Annotated in this window: 14 protein-coding genes, 1 pseudogene and 1 riboswitch; of the genes and pseudogenes, 12 read left to right on the top strand and 3 right to left on the bottom strand. The window is 31.7% G+C overall.

What is annotated here, in order from left to right:
- Positions 1-580, top strand: a pseudogene (locus tag ACJAX4_RS15620) (NADP-specific glutamate dehydrogenase); the annotation flags it as partial.
- 58 nt (positions 581-638) lie between these two features.
- Here the strand turns inward: ACJAX4_RS15620 and ACJAX4_RS15615 are convergent.
- Positions 639-989 (bottom strand): hypothetical protein, encoded by a 351-nt coding sequence (locus ACJAX4_RS15615; RefSeq protein ID WP_435790377.1) that lies wholly within the window; start codon positions 987-989, stop codon positions 639-641.
- 147 nt (positions 990-1136) lie between these two features.
- Between ACJAX4_RS15615 and ACJAX4_RS15610 the strand changes: the two genes are divergently transcribed.
- The 8 genes from ACJAX4_RS15610 to ndk all read left to right on the top strand — a co-directional run bounded on the left by ACJAX4_RS15610 (position 1137) and on the right by ndk (position 8915).
- The gene (locus tag ACJAX4_RS15610) at positions 1137-1778 is read left to right on the top strand and encodes a lactate utilization protein (RefSeq protein WP_435790376.1); all 642 of its coding nucleotides are present in this window, start codon (positions 1137-1139) and stop codon (positions 1776-1778) included.
- A gap of 52 nt (positions 1779-1830) precedes the next feature.
- Positions 1831-2029: riboswitch (cobalamin riboswitch) on the top strand.
- 103 nt (positions 2030-2132) lie between these two features.
- The gene (locus tag ACJAX4_RS15605) at positions 2133-2993 is read left to right on the top strand and encodes an energy-coupling factor transporter transmembrane component T (RefSeq protein WP_435790375.1); all 861 of its coding nucleotides are present in this window, start codon (positions 2133-2135) and stop codon (positions 2991-2993) included.
- A gap of 20 nt (positions 2994-3013) precedes the next feature.
- Complete coding sequence (locus tag ACJAX4_RS15600) at positions 3014-4732, top strand: ABC transporter ATP-binding protein (RefSeq protein ID WP_435790374.1); 1719 nt, start codon at positions 3014-3016, stop codon at positions 4730-4732.
- Positions 4732-5433 carry an ECF transporter S component gene (locus ACJAX4_RS15595; RefSeq protein ID WP_435790373.1) on the top strand — a complete coding sequence of 234 codons (702 nt, stop codon included), beginning with the start codon at positions 4732-4734 and terminating at the stop codon, positions 5431-5433. The genes ACJAX4_RS15600 and ACJAX4_RS15595 overlap by 1 nt, the downstream gene beginning before the upstream one ends.
- Positions 5434-5442: 9 nt before the next feature.
- A complete protein-coding gene (locus ACJAX4_RS15590) occupies positions 5443-7287 on the top strand; it encodes a DUF4430 domain-containing protein (protein WP_435790372.1) in 1845 nt (614 codons plus the stop codon).
- A 49-nt stretch (positions 7288-7336) separates the two neighbouring features.
- On the top strand, positions 7337-8029 hold the full coding sequence (locus tag ACJAX4_RS15585; protein ID WP_435790371.1) for a DUF4430 domain-containing protein: 693 nt from the start codon (positions 7337-7339) through the stop codon (positions 8027-8029).
- Positions 8030-8146: 117 nt separating this feature from the next.
- Positions 8147-8362, top strand: coding sequence for a hypothetical protein (locus ACJAX4_RS15580; RefSeq protein ID WP_435790370.1), 216 nt, complete (start codon positions 8147-8149; stop codon positions 8360-8362).
- Positions 8363-8444: 82 nt separating this feature from the next.
- Positions 8445-8915, top strand: a complete 471-nt coding sequence (ndk, locus tag ACJAX4_RS15575) for a nucleoside-diphosphate kinase (RefSeq protein WP_435790369.1) — start codon at positions 8445-8447, stop codon at positions 8913-8915.
- A gap of 49 nt (positions 8916-8964) precedes the next feature.
- Here ndk and ACJAX4_RS15570 read toward each other — a convergent pair whose 3' ends face one another.
- Together ACJAX4_RS15570 and ACJAX4_RS15565 are read right to left on the bottom strand one after the other, a co-directional pair.
- Entirely contained in the window at positions 8965-9324 is a 360-nt protein-coding gene (locus ACJAX4_RS15570; protein WP_435790368.1) for a hypothetical protein, read from the bottom strand.
- Between the two features lie 55 nt (positions 9325-9379).
- The gene (locus ACJAX4_RS15565) at positions 9380-10858 is read right to left on the bottom strand and encodes a nicotinate phosphoribosyltransferase (protein WP_435790367.1); all 1479 of its coding nucleotides are present in this window, start codon (positions 10856-10858) and stop codon (positions 9380-9382) included.
- 139 nt (positions 10859-10997) lie between these two features.
- Here ACJAX4_RS15565 and ACJAX4_RS15560 point away from each other — a divergent pair, with 139 nt between their 5' ends.
- The 3 genes from ACJAX4_RS15560 to ACJAX4_RS15550 all read left to right on the top strand — a co-directional run bounded on the left by ACJAX4_RS15560 (position 10998) and on the right by ACJAX4_RS15550 (position 13998).
- Complete coding sequence (locus tag ACJAX4_RS15560) at positions 10998-13046, top strand: ATP-dependent helicase (RefSeq protein ID WP_435790366.1); 2049 nt, start codon at positions 10998-11000, stop codon at positions 13044-13046.
- Positions 13047-13108: 62 nt separating this feature from the next.
- On the top strand, positions 13109-13252 hold the full coding sequence (locus tag ACJAX4_RS15555) for a hypothetical protein (protein WP_435790365.1): 144 nt from the start codon (positions 13109-13111) through the stop codon (positions 13250-13252).
- A gap of 113 nt (positions 13253-13365) precedes the next feature.
- Entirely contained in the window at positions 13366-13998 is a 633-nt protein-coding gene (locus tag ACJAX4_RS15550; RefSeq protein ID WP_435790364.1) for a CAP domain-containing protein, read from the top strand.
- The last annotated feature ends 176 nt before the right edge of the window (positions 13999-14174 follow it).

Here is a 14174-nt window from a genome sequence, read left to right as displayed (position 1 = left end):
AGTGGTAACACTTTCTGGTCCAGACGGATATATATATGATCCAGATGGAGTAACAGGAGAAAAAATAGATTATATGGTTGAAATGCTAAGTGTAAACAAAGGTTCAAGAGTTAAGGATTATGCAGACAAATTTGGTTGTGAATTCTACGCTGGACAAAAACCATGGGGCGTAAAAGTTGATGTAGTAATACCATGTGCTACTCAAAATGATATTCATATAGAGCATGCTAAACAAATAGTTGCAAATGGAGTAACTATGGTTTGTGAAGGTGCTAATATGCCTTGTACTAACGATGCTGTTGATTATTTCTTAGAAATGGGACTTAAAGTAGGACCATCTAAGGCTGCAAACGCAGGCGGAGTTGCTACATCAGGACTTGAAATGAGTCAAAATAGTATGAGACTTTCATGGACTGCGGAAGAAGTAGATGTAAAACTACATGCAATCATGATAGATATATATAATAATTGTAAAAATGCTGCAGAAGAATTTGGATTTGGATATAACCTAGTAGCAGGAGCTAACATTGCAGGATTTGTTAAAGTTGCAGAAGCAATGCACGCGCAAGGCAATTATTAATACACAAATAAATATTAAAGAGAATCCTTTTAAAAGGGTTCTCTTTTTGTACTTTGTGCTATTTGTTTGCTACAACTTTGTTTTGTTTAAGGAACACTGAAACACTCAATACAATTACAGCTGAAAATATAAAGACATATACAATTGATATTAAACCTGCTGTATGGAAAAACTTTAGATAGATAAAGATACTAATAGATATAATGGTCCAAAATAGAGAAACATATGACATCTTATTATTTCGTTCTCTCCAATGATCGGGATCTTTCATGGAACCAATAATTCCATCTCGCCGTTTGCTGTTTTCACTTGTGTTAACTACTAGAAATTTGTAATATAAGAAAAATAAAAATGTTATTATAGAAATACCTAAAAATAGATAAGATGCGGACATACTAGTTATATTCAAAAAAATCACTCCTTATACAAGGTGATCTTAAAATCACACTTTGTAAATTAATATGCCCAAAATGTTAAAACATATGTTTATATATGATTTATAAGTTATAATAAAATAAAGTGTGTAAATAAAAAAGTTTTTAAAAGGAGGAAAAAAATGAAAGAAATTCATAATTGGCATAATGAAGTTATAGGTTCAAAAGTAGTAGAGGCACTTGGTGTAAATGGATTTGAAGCTATTTATTTTCCGAATGGTGAACAAGCCTCGGAATTTTTAATGAATAATATAGTTAAAGGGGACAAGGTAGGCTTTGGAGGATCCATGACTATAAAGAAATTAGGCATACAGGAAAAAGTTAAATCTATGGGAGGCATTATACTAGATCATGGTGACCCAAGTTTATCCCCTGATGAAAAAATGGAAACTATGAGGAGCGAGCTTGTTTGCGATGTTTTTCTATGTAGTTCTAATGCTGTAACTTTAGACGGAGAACTTGTTAATATTGACGGGGTAGGAAATAGAATAGCAGCAATGAGTTTTGGTCCTAAAAAAGTAATTGTTGTAGTAGGAATCAATAAAATTTGTAAAAATGAAGCTGCAGCCTTTCAAAGATTAGAACAAATTGCATCACCAAAAAATAATAAAAGGTTGAATACGCCTAATCCTTGTACTAAAACTGGAGTTTGTAGTGATTGCAAATCAGATTCTAGAATTTGTAGGATTTATTCAGTAATTAAGAGAAAACCTATGAGAACTGATATTACTGTTGTTGTAGTTGGTGAGGATTTCGGGTTTTAACAAAATCATTTAATTGGTAATTTTTAAAAATAGTAGACAAATTAATATAAGAATAATATAATTGTATTATAGAAACAATTGAATATAACATGTAATTTTAAGAGGGAATGTGGTTTAATGCCACAGCAGCCCCCGCTACTGTAATCATGGACGACAGGTATAAAACCACTTGATGTATTTAAAAGCGTTAGGGAAGGGTGCCTTTAGGACGAAGTGAAAGCCAGGATATCTTTTATAATTATAAATATTACGATACCTTCGGAGGGAAGGTTAAGGCTTATATTATATAGACCTTTACCGAACTTTTAAGTTCGGTTTTTTTGAGTTTTAGGATAACATTTATTAGGAGGAGTTATGGTTAGTAAAAGCGGCAAAATTCATGTTTTAACAGCAGCATTACTTGGGCTAAATTTACTTGTAATAACTTTTTTATGCAAAAATCCAATCGTTCTTACAATAATTTTTATGTTCTGCGTCTTTACTATGTTATACAGCGGAAATATCGAAAAGCTTAAAAATGGACTTAAATATTTTATTCCTTTCTCTATATTAGCGATAGTGGTTAATATGATGTTTGTGTCACAGGGAAGCACTACTTTATTTTATTTGTTTGGAGAAAGATTCACATTGGAAGCATTACTTTATGGTGTTATATTAGCATTTAAACTTTTAGTGGTAATTTATTTGTTTATGGTTTGTTCAATAATTATAGATACAGATGTGGCATCTTCATATTTTTCTTCTAAACTACCAAAATCAACATTAACCATTATGATCTCACTTAAAATATTTCCTAATATGAAAAATAGAATTATAAACTTAAAGGAAATATACAGCATAAGGGGTGTTGACTTTGAAGGAAAAAAGCTAAAAGAAAAAATAAAAAGCAACATACCGGTGTTATCTGTTTTGCTTGAAGATTCCTTAGAAGGAGCTTTTGGTATAGGCGAAGCTGCTTATGTGAGAGGTTTTTTAAGTGGAAATAGAACTGTATATGATAAGCCTAGGCTCCAAACAACTGACAATTTATTGATTATAGGGAGCAGCGCTGCAATGATTTTTTATTTAATAATAAAGGCAAGTGGGCTAGATGATTTTAATATATATATGAAGGTAAGTGCGTCACAACTTATTAATTATTGGATTATAGTCCTACTAATATTAGTGATTATAATAGAAATTATTCTATCTAAAAAAATAATGGATAAAAAATAATACTACAGGGAGCAAATGAAATGTCATATATAGAGATTAAAGAATTATCCTACTACTATCCTAAAGAATCAAAACCCGTACTTCAAAATATAAATTTAAACTTAGATAGAGGAGAGATTTTATTTGTTGTAGGAGAATCAGGTTCAGGTAAATCTACATTAGCTAAGTGTATTTCAGGTGCAGTACCAAATTTTTATGGCGGCACAATAAAAGGTAATGTAAGTATAGATGGAAGTGAAGTAACGGAAATGGAACACGGCAAAAGGGCAAGTGAGATAACTATGGTTTTTCAAGATCCGGAAAGCCAACTGATTATGAATAAGGTTCACAGGGAGATTGCTTTTGGACTTGAAAATATTGGCGTAGAAAGCTGTGAAATGAAGAGACGAATCTTTGAGGCTATGCAGTTTTCTAATATATTAGATATAGCCGATAGAGATATTAATACGCTATCTGGTGGACAAAAACAAAGAGTGGCAATAACTTCTGCAATAGTGTATTTACCCAATTGTATTATTTTAGATGAACCTACATCTCAGCTAGATCCGGCTTCTGCGGAAGATGTTATTGGACTTATAAAAAAAATAAACGACGAATTAGGAATTACCATTATCATCATTGAACAAAGAATCCATAAATGCTTTGACATTGCTGATAAAATTCTTATATTAGATCAAGGAGAAATAACTTTTTTAGGAAGTAAACAGGAGCTTTATAATAATAACAAAAGAGAGCTTCATGAGTTTTTACCGAATTATTTAAAAATAGCAAAAGCTTTGGATATAGCGAATATGCCATATAGTTTAAGAGAAGCAAGAAGAGCTATTGAAGAATTTACATATGAATATAAATCAAGTTCACTAAGTGAGAATTTATCTAACAAGGACGAACTTATAAAAATTGAAAATTTAAGTTGTAAATATGATGATAATACAGCAATTAAGGATTTGAATACCAGTATAAAGCAAGGTGAATTTATTGGGATTATGGGTGCTAATGGCGGCGGCAAAACTACTTTTTTAAAAGCACTTATGGGGCTAATCAGTTATAGTGGTAGCGTTAAGGTATTGAAAGATTCTTTTGAAAGCGGAGATGGTAGTGGTAAACGAGCCAACAACACTTTCGTGAATTTCAGTGGACAATATAAAGAAATTAAAAAACTTAAAATTAAAGATATAGCAAGAATTATAGGATATATTTCACAAAACCCTAATGATTATATATCAAAGGAATCGGTTTATGATGAATTAAAGTTTACTTTAGATAATTACAAGATTAAAGATTATAGCATTATAGATGATACTTTAAAGGCTTTAGACATTTACAAATTAAAGAATAAGAATCCAAGAGACCTTAGTGGGGGGGAGATTCAGAGAGTTGCTATAGCCTCGATTTTGGTTCTCAAGCCTAGAATTTTACTTTTAGATGAGCCAACTAGGGGACTTGATTCAAAGGTTAAAACAATGCTAGGGGAGATACTACAAGAACTTAATAAAAATGGGACTACGATAATACTTGTAACTCATGACGTGGATTTTGCAGCAGAATTTTGTAGTAGATTTCTATTAATGTTTAATGGTGAGATAGTAGGAGATGGAAATCGCAAGCAAGTTCTAGGCACAGGAATCTACTATACAACTACCATTAATAAGATTTTTAGAAATAGTAATATTTTTACTCTAAAAGATTTTGCTTTTAGTGAAGTACTTAAAGACAAATTAAATATGAAGGTGAGATAGTGAAAAAAATTACAATGTATTTTACATTTTTAATTCCGATATTATTAATAATGCTGGGTATAAAATATAAGAGTTATATTAATATGTCTTTAAGTGTAACGTTAGCTGTATTTTTAATAATCTTTTTAAGCTATTTCTATTTTGAAAAGAGCTCTATGGGTACTAAAGAAATAGCAGTTATAGCAACCCTAAGCGTATTTGCAGCAATAAGTAGAATACCCTTCTCGGCAATACTAAATGTTCAACCAACTACGTTCTTAGTAGCATTATCTGGGCTGGTGTTTGGACCCTATGAAGGGTTTTTGGTTGGAAGCACGGCGGCGTTTATATCAAATATTTTTCTTGGTCAAGGCCCATATACTCCTTGGCAGATGCTTGCCTGGGGTATAGTTGGAGCAATTTCAGGCTTAATAGGTAAAAGAGGGAAAAAACTTTCTGTAGAAAAATTTGCCGTCATATGTTTTGCGTATGGATTTCTGTTTGATTGGATAATGAATTTATGGCAAGTGCTTATAATATTAGATCCAATTAGTATTAAGGGTATTCTAACGATATATATTACGAGTGTAACTGCAGATATAATGCATGCTGTGGGTAATTTTGTTTTTGCTTTAATTTTCTACGAGAGTTTCTACAAAGTATTAACTAGATTTAAAAACAAATTAGAAATAACATACATTAAAAATATTGAAAAATTATAGGGGGAAATAATGAGAAAAATAATTAAAATGAAGGTTTATACTATGATGCTAGTACTAATATTTGTACTGGGTCAAATTTTTACAGGAGCTAGTACTATGGTTAAGGCAGCAGAAAACGATTTTGAGGTTTTCGTGCAGGTACAAGGCCACAATAGTGTGATTACAGAAGGTATAACAACCAAAGCAAACGCATTTGAGGCTTTAAAAGATGTATTAGCTAAGAATAATATAGATATGAATGCCACGGATGGAGATTATGGAAAATTCATTTCGGAAATTAATGGAATAAAAAGTGGTAAATTTGGTGCTTACGATGGGTGGCTTTATGCAATAAGTAGAAATAACAGTTATATTAATATTACATCATCAATTGATGATACAACATTAGAAAATAGCGATAAGCTTATTTTATATTATGGTGATATGGGAACGATGACTGCAAATAAAATAGATTATTCAACCAAGGATGCAAATGTAGAATTAACTATTAGTTTAAATAACACGTATGAAGACTGGACAACCAAAAAAGAAGTAATTACTCCTATTACAGGTATACAGGCTAAAGTTGATGACAAGGATGTAGTAGTTGTGGATAATAAAATTACGCTTACAGAAGGGCTAGAGTCTGGAACTCATACTCTTTGGCTAAGTGATTTTAGAACTGATGCATCTCCTAAAGTAGTTTATGATAAAATAGAATTTACTATAGGAAAAGAATTAGCACCAGTCGTTAATGACAATGAAGATAATGGAGCTGAAGTTGTAGATAATACTACAATTACAAAAGAAATTTCCAAGGCAATAAATAGTTCAGTAGTAGCTGTAAATGCTAAGGGGATAGATACATGGTCTGCTGTGAGTTTAAACAAATTAGGTGAAAAAGTAGACACTGAATTCTTAAAAGAGAGCATGGAAGATATTAAGACAAATGGAGTAAAAGATATAATTAATACTGATTTAGAAAAATTAATTATAGGATTAACTGCAGCTGGATATACACCTTATGATGCTTACGGCTATGATTTAGTTTCTGAGCTATTTAACAGGGATATAGACACATTCTTAATTAATGATGCAGTGTTTGGAAATTTTGTTTATAATTATGCTAACATAAAGGGCGATTATAAAGTAACTAAGGAAAAATTGGCTGATATTATAATGCAGTCTAAGTTAAGCTATGAAGCAAATGGAAATGAAATGGTAGGATGGACTTACTATGGGGACAAAATAGATCCAGATATGACAGGCGCGGCAATAAATGCTCTTTCAGAATTTTCTAGTACAAAACCAGAGGTTAAAAAGTCTATTGATGCTGCAGTTAATACCCTATCTATATTACAAAATGAAAGTGGATACAGTGTTAGTCAATATGGGTTAGCTAGTGAAACTACAGCATTTGTTATATTAGGACTTACGTCTGTAGGAATAGATCCAGAGGGAGAAACATTTACTAAAGCCAATGGTGATTTAGTCTCAGCGTTATTGTCCTTTAAAGCTGAAGATGGAGGATTTAAGCATTTGGTAGAAAAAACTAAATCAAACTATACATCAACAGAGCAGGTACTTAGAGCGTTAATAGCTCTTAAAGAATATAAAAATACTAGAAAATATGATTTTTATTCTAGCAATATTAATTCAATGGAGTTGCCAGCTTTTTCTGTGGAAGAAACTACATCAACAGATAAAGTTGTAGCTATAGACGAAATTAAAGCAACGAATGAAGTGGTGGATAATAAATTACCACAAACGGGTGCAATTATTGATACTAATGTTCTTATAGTTTTAGGGGTGCTCTTTATGATTATAGGAGCGATAGGAGTGCTATACACAAGAAAAGTTAGTAGTGAAAAATAATATATAGTATAAATAGGTAACAATGTCAAAATAGAAGAGAGTGATTTAGTTGAAAAAGAAAATATTACTTGTAGCTACAGTTATATTAATAAGCGTAGGGATTTTAGGTATTTCTAAAATTGTGCAAGATAAGTACCTTAATAAAAATACCGCTGAAGTACAACAGGAAGAAAAAGACTTAAAATTAGCAGAGGGTGCTGTAAAAGAAAAGGATATTCAAGAACAAACGATTAAGGAAGAGGCAGTTAAAGAAGAAGCCGATAAAGTGGAAACAGTGAAAGAAGTAACAGTTAAAGAGGATGTTAAACCGGAAGTTAAGAAGCAGGAAACAACCAATACAAAGACTAGTAGCACTGAAAAAGTAGTAGTTGTTAAGAAAGATGCAGTTGTTGTAGAAAAAGAAATACTTGTAAACACTCCAGAACCTAAAAAACAACCTAATTTAATAATTAAAGATGATATCTCCGGTAAAACTGTTTTATCTGTGAATATAAGCATTGAGAATAAAACAGTAGCAGATATTACGCGAATTGGGGTAGGTAATAACTATGCAGCAACAGGAAGAGGAGAAACAACTTATTTTACAAGGCTTTATGATCTTAAGGCCAGAGGTGCCGGCCCTTTAAGCGGCTGGTGTTATTATGTAAATGGAGTTAAGCCTGGCATAAGCAGTGGAGCATATAAATTGAAGTCAGGTGACATTGTAATGTGGAAATATTTAAAAGACGCAGTCAATAATTAAGGCTATTTTTAGTATATAAAAATTTATATTTACAATTTTCAAAAAACACTGTAAATTATCACTAAAATATCTTATAATGCTATTATGAGTAGCAAATTATGGGAATGGGGTGAAAAAATGTTACAGTGTCCTTTTTTAACAACTACTGAAGAAGAAGTTGAATGTTTTAAGGAATGTTCACTATATAGGTGGGCAGATAACGGGGGTAATTGTCCGTTTCTTGAACTAAAAGTTTTTAAACCACTAATTATTAAGAATCATTCAGATTATGATTTATTTAGTAAAGATAAAAGCTCACCATTAAGGTTGTTGTATAAAGATACCTATTCATAGTGTATTCTATTCTCTTGTGTATAATATGTAATAATTGGATATAATTAAATTAAAATAAATAAACATAAGGGAGATGAATTAAATGGAAAGAACTTTAGTTTTAATTAAGCCTGATGGAGTTAAGCGTGGTCTCATCGGGAAAATTATCAATCAATATGAGGAGAAATCCCTTGAAATTGTAGCTCTTAAAATGATGACGGCCACAAAGGAAAGTGCTGAAAAACATTACAGCGAACATGTTTCAAAAATTTTCTTTAAAGAGTTAATAAATTATATTACTGAAGGTAAGATTTGTGCAATTATATTAATGGGTGAAAAAGCTGTGGATGTAGTAAGAAAAATAAATGGAGATAAAGATCCAACAAAAGCAGAAATTGGAAGTATAAGAGGCAAATTCACTTTAGACAAAACTCAGAATTTAGTTCATGCATCTGATAGTTCTGAAAGTGCAGAACGTGAAATTACAATTTGGTTTCCAGAGATTACTGATGATAAATATGAGGGAACTGTGGATTTATTAGCAAGTGTTCCTGGACCACTAGTAAACGTATAATTTAAGGTCCATAAAAAAACTAGCCAAAAATTTTGGCTAGTTTTTTTGATTAGTGCGAACCACAATGTCCAGAGCATCCACTGCAGGATTTATTATCTCCTTTAGAACAATTTGGTTTACTATTTTCCGGTAACTTTGTTTTGATCCAAAATCTAGAATCCGCGAAGTCTATTGTAAGTTCCACAATATTATCCACAAGAGTTTCATTATACAATATTTTCAAATCGCCGAGAGTATTTTTAATGTCCTCTGTTTTATAATTATCTAAGATAATATCCACTTTTGCGGTTTTGCAACAACCACTGGCGTACACAAATCTTACACTGTCATAAACACCGTCCTGTTTAATCATTTTCGTAAGCTCTTCATGAGCATCCTTAGACAGTTTTAATTTTAAAGTTTGCTCCATAATTCCTCCTAATATCATTTTAGATAATTTTTATATTCTTATTAATAAACGATTATTATTCTTCCAAGGCTTCAGAATAATGGTTTAATAAACTTTGTTTTAAATTCCATAGATTCCATGAAAGATCCACATAATATGCATGAGGATTTTGTAATCTCAAAACTTCTGGCCATAATTTAGAAACTTCTTTAGCGGAAAATGATTTTATTTCCATAACTGAAGGAGATTTATAAATAGGTTTTCCATTTTCAAATATTTTAGCCAGAAGATCTTTTACATAGTAATTTTTTAGTCGGGTCTTTTTCCAGGTAAAGGTCGGATTAAATATTTCGAGGGTTCTACTTTCATCAATTACCTCGTCATTTAATGTAATTAAATCAGCGATTGCTTTGTGTGTTGATTTATCAAAAATCCTATATATTTTTTTGAATGCAGGATTGGTTATTTTTTCTTCATTCTCACTAATTTTAATTTTTGGGATTATGGTTGAATCGTTTTCAACAGCGACGAGCTTATAAACGCCGCCAAACACAGGCTCTGATCTTGCGGTAATAAGTCTCTCACCTACGCCAAAATTATCAATTTGTGCCCCGTTTTCCAATACACCCTTTATTATATGTTCATCAAGGGAATTAGAAATCGTAATTTTTACATCTTCGTATCCAGCTTCATCAAGAATTATTCTTACTTTTTTAGTTAAGTAAGTAATATCGCCACTATCTATTCGGATTCCCTTGGGTCTTTTGCCCATTGGCTTAAGTACTTCATCAAATACTTTTATGGCATTTATCACACCAGAGTGTAGTACGTTATAAGTATCTATAAGTAATAAGCAATTATCAGGGTAAGTTTTAGCCCAAGATTCGAAGGCTTCGTATTCAGTATCAAAAAGTTGTACCCAGCTATGAGCCATAGTACCAATAGCAGGAATATCAAACATTTCTTCAGCTATGGTACATGCAGTACCAAAACAACCACCAATAACAGCAGCGCGAGCACCATATATAGCGCCATCATAGCCTTGAGCACGCCTTGATCCAAATTCTAGAACTGGTCTACCTAAGGCTGCTCTACATATTCTACTTGCTTTAGTTGCTATTAAGGTTTGATGATTTATTGTGAGAAGGACCATAGTCTCAACAAATTGAGCTTGCATAACGGGGCCTTTAACTATAACTAGGGGTTCACCAGGAAAAACGGGGTAACCTTCTGGTATTGCCCATACATCGCAACAAAATTTGAAATTCTTTAGGTAATCTATAAAGTCTTCTGAAAAAACATTTTTACCTCTTAAATAGGATAAATCATCTTCAGAAAAACTTAAATTAGAAAGGTATTCAATTAACTGTTGTACACCAGACATGATACAATATCCACCACCGTCAGGTATTCGTCTAAAAAACATATCAAAATAAGCAATTTTATCTCCAACATTATTATCAAGATAAGCATTAGCCATGGTTAATTCATAAAAATCTACTAGCATTGTTAGATTTCTTTCATTTCTCACATTAAAATCTTTTGAGTTTTTCATAATTATGCCCCTTTGAAATTTAATAAAAGTATATAATGGAATTATAACATATTTCCAATTTATTAGGTACGTATGATTAATATAAGAACATTTTGGGTATAAACATAATATATTACATAATTAAAGTAGGTGGAAGAAAATGGACACAAGACACGGTATGAATAATAAAATATTAAGCAGTAGAATAAATACGAATTTAAGTGAGGAGCAAAAGGTAGCAGTTTTTTTTGAAAATAGGAATTTACTAGTTACAGCAGGTCCTGGATCAGGCAAAACAGTCGTTATTGTTAATAGGATTATTTATTTAATAAACCATAAAAAAATAAATCCTAGGAATATTATTGTCATTACTTTTACAAGAGCCGCGGCTATTAATATGAAGAACAGATACGTTGCCATCAATGGAAGTGATAGAGTTCCGTTTTTCGGCACTTTTCATGGCTTATTTTATAAGATTCTTAAAAACTATTATGGTGAGATAACTATAATAAATACACTAGAGGTATATAAACTCATAAAAAATGTACTAATGTCCTATTTAGATGAGGTAAGTGATGAGAAAGTAAAGGAAGTAATTAATAATATTTCTGTGTTTAAGACAAGTGGAGATTTAATGGAAAGTTTCTCACCAAGTATTGATAAAGGAATCTTTACAGCAGCCTATAATATTTACGAGCAGTACAGAAAAGAAAAAACCTTATATGATTTTGATGATCTTCAAATAGGTTGTAGAAATTTATTTATAAAAGATTACACAATACTTCAGGCTTATAAAAAATTATTTAAATATGTTTTAATTGACGAATTTCAAGACTGTGATTCAATGCAAGTGGAAATACTAAAACTAATAAATGAGGGTAATTCAATTTTTGCAGTAGGTGACGAGGATCAATGTATTTATGGGTTTAGAGGATCAAATCCTGAGTGTATGGTCCGGTTTTCAGAGCATTTTGAAGGTGGAGGAAAGTTACTGTTATCCGTAAACTATAGATGCCCAAAGAATATTGTGGAAATATCCATGAGTCTTATAAAGAATAACAGCATGAGGAATGAAAAACACATCAATGCGTTTAAGAAGCTGGATGGTGGCATTGCGGTACTTAATAGTGTAAATGAAAGCTATCAGGCAGAGGAAATAAGCTGTATTATTGAAAAGCGATCGGAAGCGTCGGATAAAGATTATAGGGATAATGTTATATTGTACAGAACAAATGTTGAGTGTAGAAGCCTAATAGACGTATTTATTAAAAAAAAGATTCCTTTTTTGCTTTTAGATAAGGAGTATGATTTTTTTCAACATTTTATATGTAAGGATATAATTGCATATTTAAAACTGAGTATCGATAAGACAGACAGAGATAGTTTTGTTCGGATAATTAATAAACCCTTCAGATATATAAGTAAATTAAATTTAGAGAAATTGCGACGGAATTCTGTAAAAGATGATTGTTTTGAAATGGTAAAGGATATAGAAGGTACACCAGTGTTTCAAATGAAGATGTTAGATAAATTAAAAAAAGATATACATAATTTAAATGAAATGTCATTGAAAAGTGCAATAGATAATATAGTTTTAAGTATTGGATATCACGATCATATTAGAGAGTATTGCACAAAATTTAAGATTGATTTAGGTGAGATGGAGGATGTTATTTCTGAGTTTAGACAATCAATAGAAGGATATAATGCTATAATACCTTTTTTAGAGCATGTAGAAGAGGTTAAAGATGAAATTAAAAGGCACAAGAAAAATACAGAGGATGATGCCGTGATACTGAGCACAATCCACGGGGTAAAGGGTATGGAGTTTAAAAACGTATTCCTTATTAATTGTAACGAGGAGAATATTCCACATGTAAATAGCATGGATAAAAACATAGAGGAAGAAAGAAGACTATTTTATGTAGGGATTACAAGAGCCATAGACAATGTTTGGCTTTGTATTTCTAGAAATATTAAAGGAAAAGTCAAAGAAACCTCACGATTTATTGTGGAGTGCAATATAATAGGTGAAGATGGTAAAAATTTACCATTTAAAGAAGGAGATAGAGTACATCATAAAAGTTTCGGGGAAGGAAAGATAATTGCTATTACAAGTAAACAATTAGCTTTGAAATTTGATGGGGGAATTGTAAGGAAATTCGATGCGAATGTACTATATAATAATTCCTTAATTTCAAAAATGTGAAACTTAGTTTAGATTAAACTAAATGATACCTTGCGAGTTTCTAATATAAGGAGGGATTAATTATGACACTTCCAAAAGGGAAAAACTCTACTAATACTGCTATAGAAAAGGCTAGAGGTGTAAAATCAACGGCAAAGGATAAACCTACTGAATCTATTGGTAGAAAAGGAAATCTTAAAAAGAAGAAAAAAGGAAAACATAAATAATAAAACCAATAATAGTAGTTTATTGGTTATCTTCTTTTGTCGGATAAAAACACACTAAAGTGAGACAATATATTTAGATAAAGTGAATATCTGATATGAAGGGAGAATAAAAAATGAACAAAAAATTAAAAGCCTTGGTGCTAACCTTAACCATTTTAACATCAACAGGTATAAGTTCTATTGTTTCTGCTCAAGTGTTTCCAACTATTAATTACACAGTTAAATCTGGTGATAGCCTGTGGAGAATTTGTGCAAAGTATAAAGTGGGGGTTTCAGAGGTAATATCTGCTAATCCTCAAATAGCAGACCCAAACTTGATATACCCGAGCAATATCGTAAAAGTACCAAACTTAGCAGAGGTAAAAACAATAGAAAAGCAAGTAGTTACAATGGTAAATAAGGAAAGAGCCAAAGTAGGTCTCGCTCCTTTAAGGCTGAATTGGCAATTATCAAGAGTGGCAAGATATAAGTCGCAAGATATGATAGATAAGGGATATTTCTCTCACCAATCGCCAACGTATGGTTCACCATTTGTAATGATGAAGGCCTTTGGCATTAGATATATGTCTGCTGGAGAAAATATTGCTTACGGTCAGAGATCGGCAACAGAAGTAATGAATGGCTGGATGAATTCTCCTGGACATAGAGCAAATATCTTAAGCAAGAACTACAGTGAGATAGGTGTAGGTTTAGCAAAGAAGTCCAATGGGACGTTGTACTGGACACAACATTTTATAGGAAGATAGTTATTTAAATATATGGCTTTTAGAGCAAAAGTAGCATTTAATTATATGCTACTTTTTTGTACGTCCAGCATGTGTACTGAGCCGATAGGCTGAAAGAAGCCTAAGTCACCTAACCAACGGGAAGACAACCTGAGAGCAAGGGCGTTACTGGCAACGGTAGGGTCTGAAGGAAGCAG

It is taken from the genome of Clostridium sp., from assembly GCF_051278035.1.
Lineage (GTDB): Bacteria > Bacillota > Clostridia > Clostridiales > Clostridiaceae > Clostridium_AD.
This window is presented reverse-complemented; position numbering and strand designations above follow the sequence as displayed.